The organism is Butyrivibrio sp. AE3009 (assembly GCF_000420845.1).
GTDB lineage: Bacteria > Bacillota > Clostridia > Lachnospirales > Lachnospiraceae > Butyrivibrio.
Genome location: NZ_ATVS01000001.1, coordinates 1 through 18748, shown reverse-complemented (window position 1 = coordinate 18748; position 18748 = coordinate 1). Strand labels below are relative to the sequence as shown.

The 18748-nt window shown below is 45.0% G+C and carries 12 protein-coding genes and 1 tRNA gene; all 13 read left to right on the top strand.

The genetic code is table 11. From position 1 onward, the window contains the following. The first annotated feature begins 5 nt into the window (after window positions 1-5). Window positions 6-1730 carry an ABC transporter ATP-binding protein gene (locus G588_RS0100065; protein WP_022776711.1) on the top strand — a complete coding sequence of 575 codons (1725 nt, stop codon included), beginning with the start codon at window positions 6-8 and terminating at the stop codon, window positions 1728-1730. Continuing rightward, on the top strand, window positions 1727-3457 hold the full coding sequence (locus G588_RS0100060) for an ABC transporter ATP-binding protein (protein ID WP_022776710.1): 1731 nt from the start codon (window positions 1727-1729) through the stop codon (window positions 3455-3457). The genes G588_RS0100065 and G588_RS0100060 overlap by 4 nt, the downstream gene beginning before the upstream one ends. A gap of 105 nt (window positions 3458-3562) precedes the next feature. Further along, the gene (locus G588_RS0100055) at window positions 3563-5218 is read left to right on the top strand and encodes a putative manganese-dependent inorganic diphosphatase (protein WP_022776709.1); all 1656 of its coding nucleotides are present in this window, start codon (window positions 3563-3565) and stop codon (window positions 5216-5218) included. A gap of 19 nt (window positions 5219-5237) precedes the next feature. Next, the gene (locus G588_RS0100050; RefSeq protein ID WP_022776708.1) at window positions 5238-5540 is read left to right on the top strand and encodes a hypothetical protein; all 303 of its coding nucleotides are present in this window, start codon (window positions 5238-5240) and stop codon (window positions 5538-5540) included. After that, on the top strand, window positions 5537-6295 hold the full coding sequence (locus G588_RS0100045) for a tRNA threonylcarbamoyladenosine dehydratase (RefSeq protein ID WP_022776707.1): 759 nt from the start codon (window positions 5537-5539) through the stop codon (window positions 6293-6295). Before G588_RS0100050 ends, G588_RS0100045 begins: the two co-directional genes overlap by 4 nt. 17 nt (window positions 6296-6312) lie before the next feature. After that, entirely contained in the window at window positions 6313-6906 is a 594-nt protein-coding gene (locus G588_RS0100040) for an NUDIX hydrolase (protein ID WP_022776706.1), read from the top strand. 99 nt (window positions 6907-7005) lie between these two features. Beyond that, window positions 7006-7088 (top strand) — tRNA-Leu (locus G588_RS0100035). 385 nt (window positions 7089-7473) lie between these two features. After that, window positions 7474-9327, top strand: a complete 1854-nt coding sequence (locus tag G588_RS0100030; RefSeq protein ID WP_022776705.1) for a hypothetical protein — start codon at window positions 7474-7476, stop codon at window positions 9325-9327. Between the two features lie 13 nt (window positions 9328-9340). Beyond that, window positions 9341-10186 (top strand): hypothetical protein, encoded by an 846-nt coding sequence (locus tag G588_RS0100025; RefSeq protein WP_022776704.1) that lies wholly within the window; start codon window positions 9341-9343, stop codon window positions 10184-10186. Window positions 10187-10251: 65 nt separating this feature from the next. After that, window positions 10252-12693, top strand: a complete 2442-nt coding sequence (locus G588_RS0100020) for a hypothetical protein (protein ID WP_022776703.1) — start codon at window positions 10252-10254, stop codon at window positions 12691-12693. A gap of 13 nt (window positions 12694-12706) precedes the next feature. Then, complete coding sequence (locus tag G588_RS0100015; RefSeq protein ID WP_022776702.1) at window positions 12707-13945, top strand: hypothetical protein; 1239 nt, start codon at window positions 12707-12709, stop codon at window positions 13943-13945. A 10-nt stretch (window positions 13946-13955) separates the two neighbouring features. Then, window positions 13956-15974 (top strand): TolC family protein, encoded by a 2019-nt coding sequence (locus tag G588_RS0100010; RefSeq protein WP_196804912.1) that lies wholly within the window; start codon window positions 13956-13958, stop codon window positions 15972-15974. Between the two features lie 22 nt (window positions 15975-15996). Then, window positions 15997-18748, top strand: a 2752-nt coding sequence (locus G588_RS22305; RefSeq protein ID WP_330361389.1) for a hypothetical protein, incomplete at its 3' end; no start/stop codon positions are given.

Here is an 18748-nt window from a genome sequence, read left to right as displayed (position 1 = left end):
ATTTTATGAAAAAGCTATTGGTTTATCTAAAAGATTACAGAAAGGAAGCTACGCTTGGACCTCTGTTCAAGCTTCTTGAGGCTTCCTTTGAACTGATGGTGCCGCTTGTTATAGCGGCTCTCATCGATAAGGGAATCACCGGTGGAGACAAGTCCTATATCATCAGGATGTGTCTTATTCTGGTGCTTCTTTGTTTTGTTGGATTTGTAAGTGCCATTACAGCGCAGTATTTTGCGGCGAAAGCAGCTTCAGGCTTTGCTGCCAAGGTTAAGAGCGCACTGTTCGAGAATATCCAGAAGCTATCTTTTTCCGATATGGACAGAGTTGGAACTTCTGCAATGATCACAAGGATGACCAGTGACGTCAACCAGGTTCAGCAGGGAGTCAACCTTACTATCAGACTTCTTCTGAGATCTCCCTTTGTGGTATTCGGCGCAATGGCCATGGCATTTACAATTGATGTTCGTCAGGCTTTGATTTTTCTGGTAACGATCATACTTCTTTTTGCTGTTGTTGGATTTATCATGACCTGGAGTATCCCAAGATACGGTAAGATCCAGAGCGGCCTTGATGCGCTTCTTGGCCTCACAAGAGAGAATCACACCGGCGTCAGAGTTATCAGAGCCTTCGGAATGGAAGAGAAGGAGAAGGCTAATTTCAGGGACAAAAATAATGCTCTTTTAAATCTGCAGGAATTCGTCGGAAGGGTGACGGCTCTTATGAATCCCGTTACCTATGCGATCCTTAATCTTGCGGTTGTTTATCTTATCTACAGAGGCGCTATCTATGTTAACTCAGGAGCTCTTACCCAGGGCCAGATCGTGGCGCTCTATAATTACATGTCACAGATTCTTGTTGAGCTTATCAAGTTTGCCAATCTTGTACTTACCGTGACCAAGGCCATTGCCTCCGGTAACAGAGTTCAGGAGCTTCTTGAACTTAAGTCTTCAATGGTGGACGGAAGCGAGAGAAGCTTTGATACCACCGAGGATCACGTAGTATTTAATGATGTCAGTATGAGATATCAGGGAGACAGTGAGGATTCCCTTGAAAATATCACCCTTACAGTTAAGAGAGGCGAGAGGATAGGCGTTATCGGAGGAACCGGTAGCGGTAAGTCCACCTTTATCAATCTGATTCCCAGATTCTATGACGTTTCCAAGGGAAGCGTTGTTATTGATGGCAAAAATGTCAAGGAATACAGTCTTGAGGCCCTTAGGGAGCGTATTGGAATTGTTCCTCAGAAGGCCGTTCTTTTCCATGGCAGTATAAGAGACAATATCAGATGGGGAAAAAATGATGCCACCGACGAGGAAATCTATGAGGCACTTAGAATTGCTCAGGCAGAAGAAATTGTAAAGGGCAAGGACAAAGAGCTTGATTACATGGTGGCGCAGGGAGGAAAGAACTTCTCCGGCGGACAGAAGCAGCGCCTTACCATCGCAAGGGCTCTTGTAAGAAAGCCTGAGATCCTGATCCTGGATGACAGCGCATCGGCTCTTGATTATCTCACTGACAAGAATCTTCGTGAAGCTATTGCAAAAATGGATAATGCGCCTACAACTTTTATTGTTTCCCAGCGCACCTCCTCTGTACTTAACTGCGATAAGATAATAGTTCTTGATAACGGTAAGGCTGCGGGTATCGGAACTCATGAGGAGCTTCTTGCAAGCTGCGAGCTATATAAGGAAATCTACGATTCACAGTATAAGAAGGAGGGCGCGGTATGAAAAAGGGAACGCTTAAAAAAGTACTGAAATATGCCGGCAAATACCGCCTGCTTATATTGTTGTCCATGGTTCTTGCTATCGTGACAGCGCTCCTTTCTCTCTATGTGCCTATTTTGGCAGGTAACGCAATAGACTGTATTGTCGGTGCCGGAGCCGTTGACTTTGGTAAGATTACTACAATACTGATAAGAATGGTGATCGCCATCGCAATTATCGCTGTTTGTCAGTGGATAATGAACCAGGCAAATAATAAGATAACTTTCCAGGTTGTAAGGGATGTTAGAAAAGAAGCTTTTGACAAGCTTCAGATCCTGCCCTTTGAATACATTGATTCCAAGCAGACAGGAGATATCGTAAGCAGGATAATCTCTGATGTTGACCTTTTTGCGGATGGTCTTCTTATGGGCTTTACACAGCTGTTTACAGGAATTGTGACTATTGTGGGAACCCTTGTATTCATGTTCTATCTGAATTACAGGATCGCTATTGTTGTAGTTGTTCTTACTCCGCTGTCTTTGTTTATTGCCAAGTTTATTGCGGATAAGTCCTTTAAGCTTTTCAAAGAACAGAGCCAGTCCCGTGCTGATCAGACCGCATTTGTGGACGAGATGATAGGGAATCTCTCCGTTGTTAAGGCTTTTGCTCATGAAGATGAGAACATGGAAGTGTTTGATGAGGTCAATGAGAGACTCAGGAAGACCAGTATAATGGCCACCTTTATCTCATCCCTTACCAACCCCGGCACCAGATGCGTCAACAATCTGGTATATGCAGCGGTCGCACTGTTCGGAGCTTTTGCTTGCATTGCGGGAGGCATGACTGTTGGTGGACTTACAATTTTCCTTAGCTACGCCAATCAGTACACCAAGCCCTTCAATGAGATATCCGGCGTGGTAACTGAGCTTCAGAATGCTCTTGCCTGCGCTGAGAGAGTATTTGCTATTATCGAGGAGAAACCTGAGGTGTCTGATGATGCCAATGCGCCTATGAATTTCTTACCTGAGGGAGAGGTTACTTTTTCTGACGTGGCGTTCTCTTATGATAAGTCCAAAGAACTTATCGGAGATCTTGATCTTAATGTGAAAAAGGGCCAGAGAGTAGCTATTGTTGGTCCTACCGGAAGTGGTAAGACTACACTTATCAATCTTCTCATGAGATTCTATGACGTAGATAACGGCAGCATCTCTATTGACGGCCATGATATCAGAACCCTTAAGAGAAAGGATCTTCGCGACAGCTTTGGAATGGTGCTTCAGGAGACCTGGCTTAGAAGCGGGACTATCAGGGATAATATTACTCTTGGAAGAGAAGGCTTTACCGATGAGCAGATTATTGAAGCAGCCAAGGCTTCTCACGCCCACAGTTTTATAAAAAGGCTTCCGGAAGGATATGATACTGTTATCACTGAGAACGGAGGGAACCTGTCACAGGGACAGAAGCAGCTTTTGTGCATAACCAGAGTAATGCTGAATATTCCTCCTATGCTGATCCTCGATGAGGCAACTTCTTCAATTGATACCAGCACTGAGATCAGGATTCAGAAGGCTTTCAACAAGATGATGAAGGGAAGGACCAGCTTCATTGTTGCCCACAGACTTTCGACCATAAGAGAGGCCGATGTGATCCTGGTAATGAAGGACGGACATATCTTAGAGCAGGGCAACCACGAGCAGCTTCTTGAGAAGAAAGGCTTCTACTATGAGCTTTATAACAGCCAGTTCGCTTAAGATATTACGAAATCTTTTAAAAAATGTAGAAATAATGCGTTCAGATGCGTTAATATGAAATAAGACGGTTTATAAAAAGTAGTTTACGTTTCACGAGGAAATATAATGGGATATAAAATGGATAACAACAGACCTGTACTGGTAATGGGACACAAGAATCCCGACACGGATTCCATTTGCGCCGCCATTACCTACGCCAAGCTTAAGCGTGAGATTACAGGAGGAGATTATATTGCGGCCAGAGCAGGACACCTTAACGAAGAGACTCAGTTTGTATTGTCTCATTTCGATGTACCGGTGCCGGCTTATATCAAGGACGTAAGAACTCAGGTAAGAGATATGGAGATACGTATGCTTGACGGTTCTCCTGCCAATCTGTCTCTTAAGAACGCCTGGGCCAAAATGAGAGATGCCAATGTTGTGACCTTGTGTGTTACGGAAGGAGATCATCTTTCAGGTATCGTTACAACCAACGATATAGTTGAGACCTACATGGATGTTATCGATCCGAGGATCCTGTCAGAAGCAGGAACATGCTACAGGAACATTGTTGAGACCCTTGACGGTGAGCTTATCGTGGGAGATATCGATGATGTTCTTACCAAGGGTAAGGTTGTAATTGCGGCAGCTAACCCTGATATGATGGAGAATGTTATTGAAGAAGGCGATGTTGTCATACTTGGAAACAGATATGACATGCAGCTGTGTGCTATCGAAATGAATGCCGGCTGTATCATAGTCTGCGAGGGCGCTAATGTTGCCAAGACCATTCAGATCCAGGCACAGGAGCACGGAGCCAAGATCATCAAGACTCCACATGACACCTTCATTGTAGCAAGACTCATTAACCAGAGTATGCCAATCCGGCATGTTATGAAAAAGGATAAGCTGGTGAGCTTCCATATGGATGACTTCATAGAGGATATTCAGGAAGTAATGGCATCCATGAGACACAGATACTTCCCGGTACTTGATAAGAACGATCATTACATCGGAATGATCAGCCGAAGAAACTTCCTGGGAGCCAAGAAGAAACAGCTTATTCTTGTGGATCATAACGAGAAGAACCAGGCGGTTAACGGAGCTGATTCCGCAGATATATTGGAGATCATCGATCATCACAGACTACGTACCATCGAGACCGCAGGCCCGGTTTTCTTCAGAAATCAGCCTCTGGGATCAACCTGTACCATTATTTATCTGATGTACAAGGAGTACGGCGTAGAGATTGATAAGACCACAGCAGGTCTGCTACTGGCAGCTATCCTGTCAGATACGCTGATGTTCAGATCTCCCACCTGTACCAAGATTGACAAGAAAGCGGGAGAAGAGCTTGCAGCCATAGCCGAGATAGATTTTGAAGCCTTTGCAAAAGAGATGTTCCACGCAGGTTCCAACCTTAGTGGCAAGACTGCCAAGGAAATCCTTCATCAGGACTTCAAGAAGTTTACCGTTGATGATATGACCATAGGAATCGGTCAGATCAATTCCATGAGTGCCGAGGAGCTGGTTGAGATCAAAGATAAGATAATGCCGGAGCTTTCCAAGGTAGCTTCCGATGATGGATTGGATATGCTTTTCTTCATGCTGACCAATATCATAGAGGAGTCTTCTGAAGTGGTATATGCCGGCAACAAGGCTGAGCATACACTCGGAAGTGCCTTTGGAATAACCGTAAGCGGCGGAAGTGCCAGACTTGCGGGAGTTGTATCCCGTAAGAAACAGCTCCTTCCCGCAATAGTTGAAACAATACAACAATAAAAGATGAGAGGGCAAGTGTATGGAAGAACTGCGCAGGATTCTTCTTCACGAGATTATTGGGGTATATGGGCCTAAGTATGGCCAGGGAATAGGGACAGTTATAATTCCTGCTTTTTTGGGGGATTTTAAGACTGTCTTGGAAAAAAGCAATTCCGCGGATGAAGTGTCCGAGGAATATATGACTGAGGATAAAAAGGTGCACCTTATTCTGAGCGGCAGAAGGGTTATGGGTGCCAAGGGAATGAATCTTGAGGTCACAGGCTGTAATTTCAATGACAGAGAGATTTTTTATAATAATGACCTTGAGAGGGTTCTTTTATGAATGAACAGTTTTCAAGAACGGCAATGCTCCTTGGTGAAGAGGGAATAAATAAGCTCTCGGACTCCAAGGTGCTTGTTTTTGGCGTGGGCGGAGTCGGCGGATTTGTTGTCGAAGGCCTGGCCAGAGCAGGAGTGGGAAATATTGATATTGTGGACAACGATTCAGTCTGCCTCTCTAACTTAAACAGGCAGATCATTGCCCTTCACAGCACTGTAGGCATGGACAAAGTGGATGTCTGCAGGAATAGGATTAAGGATATCAATCCGGAGTGCGAAGTGAATGTTTTCAAATGCTTTTACCTTCCGGAGACTGCTGATCAATTCGATTTTGCAGCCTATGATTATGTAATAGACGCAATTGATACTGTCACTGCCAAGATTGATATCATCGTTAAATGCACTGAGGCCGGAATTCCGGTTCTTAGTTCCATGGGTACAGGCAACAAGCTTGATCCCACCCAGATAGAAGTTACGGATATCTACAAGACCGAGATGGATCCCCTTGCCAAGGTAATGCGAAGGGAACTGAAGAAAAGAGGAGTAAGAAAGCTAAAGGTTGTCTATTCCGGGGAAAAGGCTCTTAAGCCCGATTATTCCTTTGACAGTGAGAAAGAAGAAACGCCTGCAGACTATGAACAGTCAGGTTCCACAGGAAGAAAAAAGCTTCCTCCCGGAAGTGTATCCTTTGTTCCTTCAGTGGCAGGCCTGGTGATCGCATCCGAAGTTATTAAGGATATTTTGGGAATCAAAAAGTAAAAGGACGGAACAGTATTTTGGATAATAAGGATCTGACATGGAAGCTTCAGAACGCACAGCATCTTGCCCAGGATGAATGGATAGATTTCAGAGCCTGTGATTATGAGCTTCCCAATGGAGAAATCATAGGACCTGTCTACAATTTTTCCAAACACAGCTTTTCAATAATCGTGGCCAGGGATGAACAGGGAAGATTTATCTGTGTGCGCCAGTACAGGCATGGTATCGATGAGGTTACCACTGAGTTTCCTGCAGGTGCGATAGAGTATAAGGATAAGAGTGATGTTCCTTATATTACTTTTGACAACATCATTGCTACAGAAGATGATGCATTTGAAACAGCAAGAAGAGAACTCAAGGAGGAGACAGGATACGTTTCCGATAACTGGAAGCATCTGATGACAGCTCCCTCCAATGCAACCCTGTCTAACAGCAATGTCCATATTTATGCTGCCGAGAACTGCCACAAGGTCACCGGGCAGGAGCTTGATGATACAGAGTTTTTAAATGTGGAGCTTATAGACGAGGAAGAACTTGTTAAAAGGATTTATGTCGGAGACTTTAAGCAGACGATTCATATGCTGGCCTATTTTTTGTACAAGAATGCATAAATAGGGCAATTACTTCCATTTTTTACTTGAATATACAGTGGCGCTGTGATAAACTGAATAGGCTGTATGTTGATACAGCCTTTCTTAATTTCATATTCAGCCGGCATGTCGGAATGGCAGACGATGCAGACTCAAAATCTGTTGTGGGTAACCACGTGTGGGTTCAAGTCCCACTGCCGGCACTGATCATTTCAGCTAACACATCCATTTTGGATGTGTTTTTTTGTTGCACAAGACTGGCAAGCGAATGGATGCTTGCATACAAATTCATTTGCCGGTTGGATATATTTATAAAATTTTTGTAAACTAAGCCGTCAATACAAGAACGTTTAAACGATTAATCCCAGTTCCTGAGCGGGTTTGAAAACATTTATAAAAATTTGATAAACTGAAATTAAATTATCAATAAACAGAGTATTGCTGCACATTTGTTACAATATTTGGTTTATAATATAAGTATGCTTGTGCATCTGTACGCATATTGATTTTCACTACGTAAATATGTCTGCAAAGACATACTGTAACGGATTAATTTCTCACAATAATTGATTGGGGGGGACTATCTTCATGGCTAATAGTCAGCTATATCCTTTCGAGCGAAATCGTTATTATCCCGGAAAAATGTTAACAACTGCAGACTTCCAGGCAGAACAGAGCTACCACATGAATAAGCAGCGCTTTATGAGCAGCCTTATGTATGGGGCCGGTATTATCTGCGGCTGTAACGTTGTCAATCTTGATGACTTGTCTATCCTTGTGGAGAGCGGTGTCGTTATAGACGGAACCGGAAGAGAGATAATAATTGATTCTTCTTTGGTTAAGAAGCTGTCGGCTATAGAAGGATTTGAGCAGCTCCATACCGATACAGCCTGCCTTTGTGTGCGCTACAAGGAGAAGGATATTCATTCGGTATATGCGGTAAGCCATAAGGAGTCCGATCAGGAGTATGAGTACAACCGTATAAGTGAGGGCTTTGAGCTGTTCCTTGTTGATAAAGAAGATTATAACGAGGGTATAGAATTTGAAACCGAATTTCTGCAGTCGGAGACCCTGTTCAGAACTTCAAACTACGAAGGAAGTATAGTGATTCCCACAATTGCCTGCAAGGGTAAAAATGTGAGAGCACTTCTGAAGATAAAGAAGCTGTCTGATCAGGAGGTGAAAGTATCCTATAAGGGAATACTTGATATCCCTTCATTTACATCTCCTGAAGGAACTGAGCAGATAGACATCTCAGTGGATGAAGTTGATCTGGCGCAAGGAACTGTTTTCACCAAAGAATTCTGGATGACAGCCCAGAAACACACGGGAATTGAGACAAACATAATCCTGCGAAGCGGCAGTGCTTCAGCCTTTGAAAATGATAAGGCAATCAGTGTTGAGAACAGCTTCGCCATGAAGATAAGGCTTTCGGAAGAGACACCCCAGGCACTTATAGGAAGAGAACTGGGAAGACTGAGTCTTGAAATGAGACAGGCCATGACCAGAGATAATATCAAACTGGCGGAGGTTGATCTTCTTAGAACCGACAGCGCCTATGTTATAGAGGCCATAAGAGAGCCTGTTACCAATCAGTACATTGATGTTCCTGCCCAGAATGCCATAAGAAACAGGTACATGGAATTCTTTGTAAAGGATGTGGATATCGCAGAAAAGAGATCTGCAGATATCCCGGCATCATATCAGATACCTCTTGCTGCTCCTGCCGCCAGTGAACTTAAAAATGTCGCTACCGGCGTGCTGGAGATACCTCTCGGAAGAGATGCCAAGGCAGGAGATATAAGATATTCAGGCGAAATAACCCATGGACTTGGAAATGGAAATGTATTTGTTTCCATCGGTTATGAATATCTTTCTCAGGATCAGACCCTGGGAGCCAGTGCTAAGAGCACTGTATACGGAAATCCTGAACTCTTCAGCAGACAGGCGCAGCAGCTTGTTGACGCTGAGACGGCAGTCAGAGTTCTTAATGACAAGGGAAGCTTTGTTGTAGCAGCAAGACTCCTTCACGATGTGGACTTCTTGGTTCTCACCTACAGGTGGGTGGCCATCAAGTTCCCTAACGGCAAAGAGCTTGATGCTGAGGACTATTACGGAAAGACCATTACAGCCAAGACGCCTACTGTTGTAATGAGACCCAGAGAGAATTATTACTTTGGCGTACAGTTCAACAACATGGATCCCGTCAGCATTACTTATGAGCTTACAGCTCCCGGAAGCGGAGAAGTCTCCGTGGACGGTGTATATACGGCTCCTGCCAAGGAGGGCGTATATGAAATCAGAATATATTGTTCGGATATGCCCATGGTATGTACCTACGCCTATGCCATCGTCAAATCAACAGCTACAGAAGAAGATGCAGGCAGCATAGCCGAGCAGGAAAAAGAACCTATAGTTAAAATACCGGATCTCAAACTCTGATGGGGGCTTTCTGATGATTTATGAATCAGGAACAATGCGGCTTCTGCCGGTGACAACTAAAAGTGTGGGAGAAGTGAATGACTGCTATATATGCAGGGATTTATCTTCTTCCGGGGGAACACTTTATACGGTAATTGTTGTCCATCAGCACGATATCGTGCGGAAGATCTTGGAGCTGTTCAAACTCTCCTCAAGAAAGGGAGAGGGAGCTCTGATAGAAGACTTCTCAGTGGGGGACGGACATGCACTTATTTTTCCGTATCACCGGGAAAGACCGTTACTGGATTTTTATGAGGGGAAATCACTTTCTTTGGCACAGTGTGAGGAGATATGCATAAATACTATCCTCGCATGTATCACATCTGATCTCCCGTATCCAATTTTATATTTGCTTATCAAAGGCGGACAGATAAACCTGGCCGCCGACAGATCCGTTTATCTGAGTTATGAAATGGACCTGTCACTACTGGATGAGAGCATAGGCGAAAGGGACTGCACTTCGGAGTGCGCTTCCATACTTTTGACACTTCTTAGCCCCAAGGCGGGACAGAAGGCCACAAGCTACTATCTTTTGGAAAAAAAGATTGCAAATTCCAGCTATGACAGATTCACGGATTTATACAGAGATATAACCATTGCTGCAGTGACCAAAAAGAAGATCACGCCCTGGTTTTTGATAAAGCTGTGGGTAAAAAGAAATTCCGACACCATTATCGGAATACTTTTCTGGATCAGCATTATCCTGGCAATTATCGCACTCAGCATTTTCCTTTCCAGACTTTTCCTTGGAGGAAATTCCTGGATAAGACTATTGTTTAACACCTTTAAACGAATCGGAACCGAAAGTCTCCTTCAATAAAGCAGAAGGAGTTTATTGATCATTATGTTCATTGATCAAAGACGTGAAGGATTGGAAGGAATCGGATGAGACTCAGAAACAGACTGATAATAATCTTATTTATTCTAAGCATAACCGCATCCATATTCATATTTACCTCCGTTGTAGAGAACAGGAGCGTGGATATGGATTATACCATTTTTTCCGACAGCGCCTTTGTTGATGATCACATCTACTATTCTCAGAACATGATCGACCAGGGACTATTGTTTGATATGTCCCAGAAAGGGGATGTGGCGAGAATCTTTTCCTCAAGAACCGTGGGAGAGGACAGGATATCTGCCATTTCCGTAAAGGGAGAAAACATCTACCTTGTTCTTGAGAGTTATTACCAAAAGGAAAACGAGCAGGACAATACCGTTGAAACAGGTACGATCTACAGGATTGTATGTCTTGACAGAAAGTTCAGGGTACAGAGCCTCACCGACAGATTTTTGATAGCTCAGGACGAAATATTATCGGGTTTTTCTGCCGAACAGAATGGTTTGTTCGTATCAATGATAAGGGAAGATGGATCCTATGTGAGGGTATACAGCATCAATCCATCGGTCCTTAGGCCAGAGGATCAGCTGACCGGTGAGTCCATCAAGGTTGACAGTGTTCGCAGCAAAAAATGTCCCGATGAGAACTTCTATGTGCAGGCTCAGTATGAGTACGGTCAGCTCTACACAAGAACTGATAAGGACGTACCTACGGGTATCTTTGCTGTTGACTCAAATATTGAGCATGCAGTCTCCACCATGAGACTGACGATGGGGCAGCTTCTGTCTCTGTACAGGACAGCTGTTATCTGGTATATAGCACTGCTTCTTATATGGTTGGTGCTTCTGATTCTTATTATCAAGCTTCTGACCGACAGAAACAGGATTTTTTATCTGGCAGTTGTAATAGAAACCGTGCTGGCTCTTATCACCGGAATCGGAATAGTAACTGTGAACAGGCAATGGCAGGAGGCAAGGCAGGCTGAGCACTCAAGATTTGCTGTCATATCACTTATAAGTTTGTCTGATTCTGCAGGACTCAATGAAACAGCCAATTTCTTTGTTCCGAATTTCTATAACTCAGAGTTTTATAAGAACCTTAAAAAGCATATCAGCAGTTTTATAAGGACAGAGGGAAACAACGAGATTTTTTACGATGTGCTGATAACAAGACTGTCCGACAATATGGTTGTTGCCAGCGCCAGCGGAAGAAACCTTCAGACCCTGACCAGCGTATACGGAGACAACGTCATCAACCTTGATTATGCAATATACAGAGGAAGCAAATATGCTGCGGAGGATATCATCCTGGAGGGACAGAGTTACAGAGCCGTAGCCATTTCCGAAGGTGTCGGAGGCAGCAATTACGCTATGGTTGCTATCATCAATGACAGCACTCAGGATTCCAATGTATGGGTTGACAACAGAGGCGCACTTTTGCTATTTGCTCTGTTTTTTGCCCTTGGAAGCGCTCTTGTTATGCTGATCCTATTTATACAGACCAGAGATTTAAGACAGCTGGAGCAGGCTATGGCAGATACAGCTCTGGGGCGTGTGATCCATGACAGACCGCAGGTTATCAGCAGAGACCTGAAGGAGATGTGGAGCTCCTTATTTGAGATAAACAAGAGGGTGGAGGAGCTTCAGTACAGTAAGCTCAGAATCCTGGAAGCTTACTACAGATTTGCACCCAAAAACATTGAAAAAACACTTTCCAAGAAGTCCATTATCGAAGTAGAGAAGGGTGAGAATATCGTCACCGACGGAACTGTAGCAATGATGGCTCTCGGTGAATATCTCAGCGAGCCGGATCCTTCCAAGCTTGACAGAGTTCTTGCTTTTATTGGCGACTACCAGAAGGAACACGACAGTATAATAATCGGCAAAACTCCCGACATGTCCCAGATGGCTCTGTTATTCCTTCAAAAAGAAAAGGGCTGCGTGAACTTCTTTGTACAGCTTCTCAATAATAACATCAGGTTCCGCGGAAACAGGGATATGGATATTTCCGTAGTTCTTTTCTATGACAATTGTAAGTTCGGAATTCTCGGAAATGAAGATGAGGCTTCAACCTATCTCTACTTTGACAATAAGCCTGTGGTATCCAAGATTTCAGGCTTTATCAAGAACAAAAAGCTGGGACTTGTAATCACAGAGGAGGTCAAGAACAGAGAGAATGTCACATCACCTCTTCGTTTCATAGGATTTATGACCGGCGGCTGGAATGGAGAAAAGGTAAGACTCTATGAGGTACTGGATGCTTATCCCGCTGCCATCAGGAAGCAGAAGATAGCGACCCTCAAGAAGTTCCAGGATGCACTTGCCCAGTATTATGAAAAGGATTTCTATCTTTCAAGAACGAGCTTTTCGGAGATCCTTAAGGAAGCACCCGACGATCTTCTTGCTAAGTGGTATGTCTTTGAAAGCGACAGATATCTAAACGAGGTTGTAAGCGGTGACGAATACATGTACCTGCATAACAACTAAAGGGAGAGTTTAAATGGGTGGCAATGAACTGTTAAACATCCTGATACAGAGTATCAAGTCCAAACTGACGGGGCTTGTTACGAAGATAAGGCTATACACCAGCTGGGCCTATGTTAAGACCAGAATCGTAATAAAGATCAGAGATTTCTTTGTAAATCTCCTGGGAATCAAGCCGAGGAACAAGGAAGACTATTTCAATGTCGGAAGATGGATGCTGTCAAAAAGGCTCATCTATGCGGCAGTTATCATGATAGGAGTCCTGAGTATCTGGTATATATCTTCGGAAACAACGCTTTTTAAGAACTTTTCACAGGATGGAATTAAGACCTACAAATACAATTCATTAAGACTGCGTACCGCCAAGGGACATGTGAAAATAACCGGTAAATCCGGATATCTGGCCTATGACGGAAATGTGGAAAACGGCTATGCCAACGGCGAGGGAGTTCTTTACAACCCGGCCGGAAATGCGGTCTATATAGGAACCTTTGAACAGAATGACTACGAGGGCTACGGAACAGAGAATTATCCCACAGGAAGCCTTCATTATATAGGCGATTTTCATGACTGCTACTACGAAGGTAAGGGCACTCTGTACAGAGAAAACGGGACCAGAGAATATTATGGAGATTTTTTCCAGGGAAAAAAGAATGGCACCGGAACCCTGTACGATGTGGGTGAAAATGAGATCTACAGCGGTAGCTTCTCGGCTGACAACATAGTTTACAGCGAGCTTCTTGGGAAAAATGCAACAGAAGTAAATGAATGCTACAAGGGCCACAGCACCCTGTATGTAGCTTCCGATGAATCGGTAGTTGTCATGGATGAGATCAATGCTCTCTACAGGGGAGTCGCAGATGAGGATGCCCTGGATGATGAGGTCAAGGTTGATTCCGTATATGTCCTTCAGAATTTTTTTAACATAGGAAACGAATCCATAGAGAGCATATCGGATCTTAAGGATGCGTTGGGAGAACCTATTTATCAGGGCAATTCCGAGGTGGTACTTCCGGAAGCTGTTGCCATCAATCTCCTTGGCAAGAAGAAAAATATTTTTCAGGGTCCCGTAAAAATGGATCTGGAGCAGACCTTTTCCGACGTGGCAGAGGTCAACAGCTTTGACAGAGATTATTCGGTTTATATCTACACCTTCCTAAGAGGCGAGATCGCATATTCTTTTGTTTGCAAAGAAAAATCAGAGTATTTTGAGTTCTACTATTTGTCCAATGCGAATGATGATGATGCTATGTAAAAAATCAAAAGTGAATATTGCAAGGGTTCTGATAGCAGCCCTGATCGCAGGATCATTATCCTTTTCGCCTGCAGTTGAGGCTAAAGCGGCCAAAAAGAAGATGACTCTTAATACTGCAAGGAAGATGGCAATTCTAAATTCAGACTCAGTGGAAAATGCGGAGATGAAGGTGGAATCCAAGCTGGCTGCCTATGAAAGTGCTGTTAAATCCCTGAAGATCAAGGAACAGAGCATGAGGCAGTTCAGATGGTCACCACTTCTTAGCTTTCACTTTCCCGAGACACCGAATTTTGCCCAGGCTTCTGAGTTCCAATACAAGCCGGTGCAGCTGCAGTATGACATAAGAGTGGCTCAGCACGATCTTCAGGATAAAAACTTTGAGGTATCGGAAAAGGTCAACAACCTTTTTGTAGATATTGTAGCCCTTCAGGAGAACATCGCCTTCAATGAAAAAAGACTTGAAACGGCGCAGACAGGGCTTAAGAAAAATCAGGCCAAGTTAAAGCTGGGACAGGCCAACAAAAGTGATGTTGAAAAGATTGAAAAGAACATCGAATCCCTTACCAGCAAGATTTCATCCCAGAGAACAACCTTGTCCTCAAATCTTACGAAGCTTTCAAAGATGATAGGGGTAGATGTCACCACCGGTTATGATTTTGAGAAGCCCTTTGTGGATGCGGATATTGAACGAAGTCAGCTTCCCGCTATTATCAAGTACACCGAGGATAGAGATGAGGGCTACTATGAGGCCTGTATAGAAGAAGTTACTGCCAGGGCAGAACTTAATACAAATGCCGGGCTTATGAGAAATAAATACGGCGGAGATTATTTCATGATCTCAAGCTATGTACAGGCAGCACTTAATGGACAGGCAGTTAACAAAAAGGCTTTTAAAGCTTCATATAAACAGTTTTTGGTAAAGATAGACAGCTACTGGGGGGGCAAGAAAAGAATCTTTCTATTTATTAAGATTCCCAGACTCTGGTTCAAGGGAAACATGGACGGCACAAGATACATCGATGACGATCCCTATGCTCTGTACCAGAACGTCCTTGATTACAACAGTGCCTGCAATGATAAGAAAGCAGCCAAGGATGAGCTGGATCAGCTTGTTACGGATACCTATAACAACTATGTATCCGTCAAGAATGCATACAAGCAATACGTAAAGGATGTTGACAATGCCTCCAAGGACCTTAAAAAGGCTGAGTACCTGAACCGGGTGGGGCAGCTGACTTTTGAGGAATACCAGTCTCAGCTTGACAGCTACGAAGAGATGCAAAACAGCATGCTGGATGCCATGAAGCTGTATGCCACAACACTTTATTCCTTTGACAGGCTTACCTGCGGAGGGATAAGCGCCCTTATGAAGGGCACGGATGAAGACCTTCAGACTGCAGTTGTGGGCGAGAGCTATGTTGAAAAAGAAGTGTCTGAAGGCGCTTATTACACCTTAAGGCCAATTATTCAGGAACAGGAATTCGAGCTGTCCTTAAGGATTCCCGATGACTTTGAAATATCCATTACACATTATGAACTCTGGGTGGACAACATTCAGGTGGGAGGAAGAACTCCCGTTGATAAGAAACTCAGACATCTTATGATCACCGCAGACGGAGTTGATGAAGCCAAGATAAGACTTCTTGATAACGGAAAGTTTGTGGATGACTGCAAGATAGATCCTTCGGAAGAGTCAGGGCGACTTGAAATAACCAAGGGCTTTGTTGTGAAGAAGGAAGAGATTCCGGAACTCGGAACCTTTACCGTGGATGCCAATGAAACTACCGGCATCGTTGAACTTAAATTTGAGATGAAAAACGAGAAAATCAGGAAGTTTAAGGTACTTACGCAGGACGGCAAGCCCCTTGGCGGTGATGTACAGATAGACATCGACAAGCCACTTAAGTACATTTCGGTTCTAACACAGTCCTTGTCGGAGCTCAAAGTTGAGTTCTACGGAGAAGATGGCAATCTCATTGTCAGAGGAAGACTTGACGATGCCAATGGAATTGTCAGAAGAGAGGAATAAGTAAAGCATGAAATTTGGCAGAATGCTAAAAAAGTTAATAGCCATTTTACTGACAGCTGTTTTAGTGGGCTCCATGATCGTGGCAGTCTTCGGACAGAGGGTTACTTCACTTGCAATTTTTGACCAATCCACTGCAGTTACTTATCAGACCTATAGCTCCGGGAACACTATTGAAAACTCTGTGCTGTTTATCGGAACCTACATTATTCATAAGGACGCGCTCAATGATCAGCTCTATGAGAAGGCCCAGAAGTCTGCGTCGGAGTCCAGCCAGAATGAGATTTATTACAAATCCGAGCTATCTGACGGACAGTGGTTTGACATAGGTGATATCGAGAATGGTGTAAGGGGAATTTCAAACCAGGGACGGCCGGTTAACATAGAGACCATCAATCCTCTGTATGTAACTTACTACGTGGGATCTGACGGAATCATGAAGGATGCCAAATCCCGAACAGCTATCAATCCCTTTGATATACCCGACCCTTATGATCTGTCCAAGCTGGCAGAGCTTGAACCTATCTGGACTCAGTATACCTATTCCGAATCCAAGCAGAATATATCCCAGGCAGACTTTTTGAAAAACAGAAATTCCAAGGAAACAGGGAATCTCAGAAGTGACGTATATTATTATCAGCTTCTTAGTACCTTCTTTACCTTGAATTTACGGGATGCTGCCACTGACAAGTGCGATCAGCAGCTCGCCAAGCTTAATGACAGCTATATAGCAATGAAGGCTGCGGGAAATGATGATGAGGCAGCAATCATATATGAACTTATGGAGAAGGTTGATGCCACAAGACGTGCCATTGTATTCGAGAGGCTGTCTGAGATAGACGATAACCTTCTGGCAACACTGTATACCTTATCGACAGGCAGTTACTACACTCCATACGGAAGCTTCAAGAATTCCTATAGTGAGCCAAATAGAAGTTCCCAGCCTTCATACGTTGTCAAGCTGGAGGATTCCTTAAGGCAGGATCTGTCTACTTTTAATATAAGTGACTTCCAGAGTTCATGGTTTGCAAGGCTTGGTATACCCGGAATTTCACCGGGCTGGTGGACAGTTCTTCAGGAGGATGAGAAGGAAAGAGCCAAGAGGCGAGAAAAGAGTGACGATGAAAATGAGGAGTCTGAGTTTCCCTTTGCCGTGGATTCAAATCTGGTGGATGCCATAGGGACAGCAATCAGCAACTGCTCAGACAGTTACACCGCCAATAAGGGCAAAGCACTGGTTGATTCCGATGATGTCATTAATCACGTTATCTATGATTACAGCAATCAGGTAATCGAACAGACCAGTGGTGCTACCATTGGAGGCCCCATCACTCTTTTAAAGAATGCCAGAAGCATAAGAGACAATATTGTCGATGATAAGGATGGCGAGCTTTCACTGCTGAAAAATACACTGATAGGTCTGGCTTCTACAAGATATCAGACCAATTCCTCAGCGGGAGTTAATTCCGAGTATGCTTCGCTTATGTCGGAAGGAGCCAAGAAAAGCTCCCTTGACGATCAGAAGGCAGCACTTGAGAGCGACAGATCCATGCTTCAATATCTTATAGATGCCCTCAAGCAAAGGGAAACGGCCCCCAATGCTCTGAGCTTTATAAATGAGAGAATTACCTGGACGGAAGGCATTGTAGGCGGAATAAGAAAGGATGATTTCAGCCCCTATGCCCATTCCTCCGTGGAGGCACATATTGCCTGGCTCAAGGAGGAGGCTGCGAATGTTAAGTCCTCCGACGAAAGCCTTAAATCCGATGTGGACAAGCTTAAGGACAAGAAAGAGGAGCTGATAGAAAAACGAGACAGCGCCCTTGATAAGAACGATCTGGCCGGCGCCAAGGCATTAGATGCCAAGATAGCAGCTGTAGACAAGGATATTCAGGATCAGGGCGGAGACCTGGGAACTTTGGCAGATAATCTGCTGGATAAAGCAATGGATATGCTTGCTGACAATGCAGATGCCGATCTTACGGGAGTTGCGGAGTCTCTGGCAGGAATCGGAGCTGTGGACCAGCTGGAGGCTTTGGCCAGCAAGGCGGCTGCCAGCGGTGCTTCGAAGGACAGTTTAAACAGTATAACCGGCGCGCTTAACGAAGCCAAGGAAGAAGCCGGAATAACAGGTGGAAGCGGATCAGGAAAGGGAAGCAGAACCGGAGCAGGAGCGGGTGCAGGAGCAGGAACCGGAGCCGGAGCCGGTGCAGGAGCAGGAACAGGCACAGGAGCAGGCACGGGAACCGGAGCAGGTACAGGAGCCGGAACAGGCACAGGAGCAGGCACGGGAGCCGGAGCAGGTACAGGAGCCGGAACAGGCGCGGGCACGGGAACCGGAGCAGGTACAGGAGCCGGAACAGGCACAGGAGCAGGCACGGGAACCGGAGCAGGTACCGGAGCCGGAACAGGCGCGGGCACGGGAACCGGAGCAGGTACCGGAGCAGGTACAGGAGCCGGAACAGGAGCAGGTACAGGAACAGGAACAGGCGCGGGCACCGGAACAGGAGCAGGTACAGGAGCAGGAGCAGGAGCAGGAACCGGAGCAGGTACCGGAGCAGGTACAGGAACAGGAACAGGCGCGGGCACGGGAACCGGAGCAGGCACAGGAGCCGGTACAGGAGCCGGAGCAGGTACAGGAGCCGGAACAGGCGCGGGCACGGGAACCGGAGCAGGTACCGGAGCCGGAACAGGCGCAGGCACGGGAGCCGGAGCAGGTACAGGAGCAGGAGCAGGAGCAGGTACGGGAGCCGGAGCAGGCACAGGAACAGGAGCAG

Coding starts and splice junctions, on each gene's coding strand:
- G588_RS0100015 (WP_022776702.1), top strand. CDS start 12,707: ATGGGTGGCAATGAACTGTTAAACATCCTGATACAGAGTATCAAGTCC.
- G588_RS0100025 (WP_022776704.1), top strand. CDS start 9,341: ATGATTTATGAATCAGGAACAATGCGGCTTCTGCCGGTGACAACTAAA.
- G588_RS0100045 (WP_022776707.1), top strand. CDS start 5,537: ATGAATGAACAGTTTTCAAGAACGGCAATGCTCCTTGGTGAAGAGGGA.
- G588_RS0100030 (WP_022776705.1), top strand. CDS start 7,474: ATGGCTAATAGTCAGCTATATCCTTTCGAGCGAAATCGTTATTATCCC.
- G588_RS0100050 (WP_022776708.1), top strand. CDS start 5,238: ATGGAAGAACTGCGCAGGATTCTTCTTCACGAGATTATTGGGGTATAT.
- G588_RS0100065 (WP_022776711.1), top strand. CDS start 6: ATGAAAAAGCTATTGGTTTATCTAAAAGATTACAGAAAGGAAGCTACG.
- G588_RS0100060 (WP_022776710.1), top strand. CDS start 1,727: ATGAAAAAGGGAACGCTTAAAAAAGTACTGAAATATGCCGGCAAATAC.
- G588_RS0100055 (WP_022776709.1), top strand. CDS start 3,563: ATGGGATATAAAATGGATAACAACAGACCTGTACTGGTAATGGGACAC.
- G588_RS0100020 (WP_022776703.1), top strand. CDS start 10,252: ATGAGACTCAGAAACAGACTGATAATAATCTTATTTATTCTAAGCATA.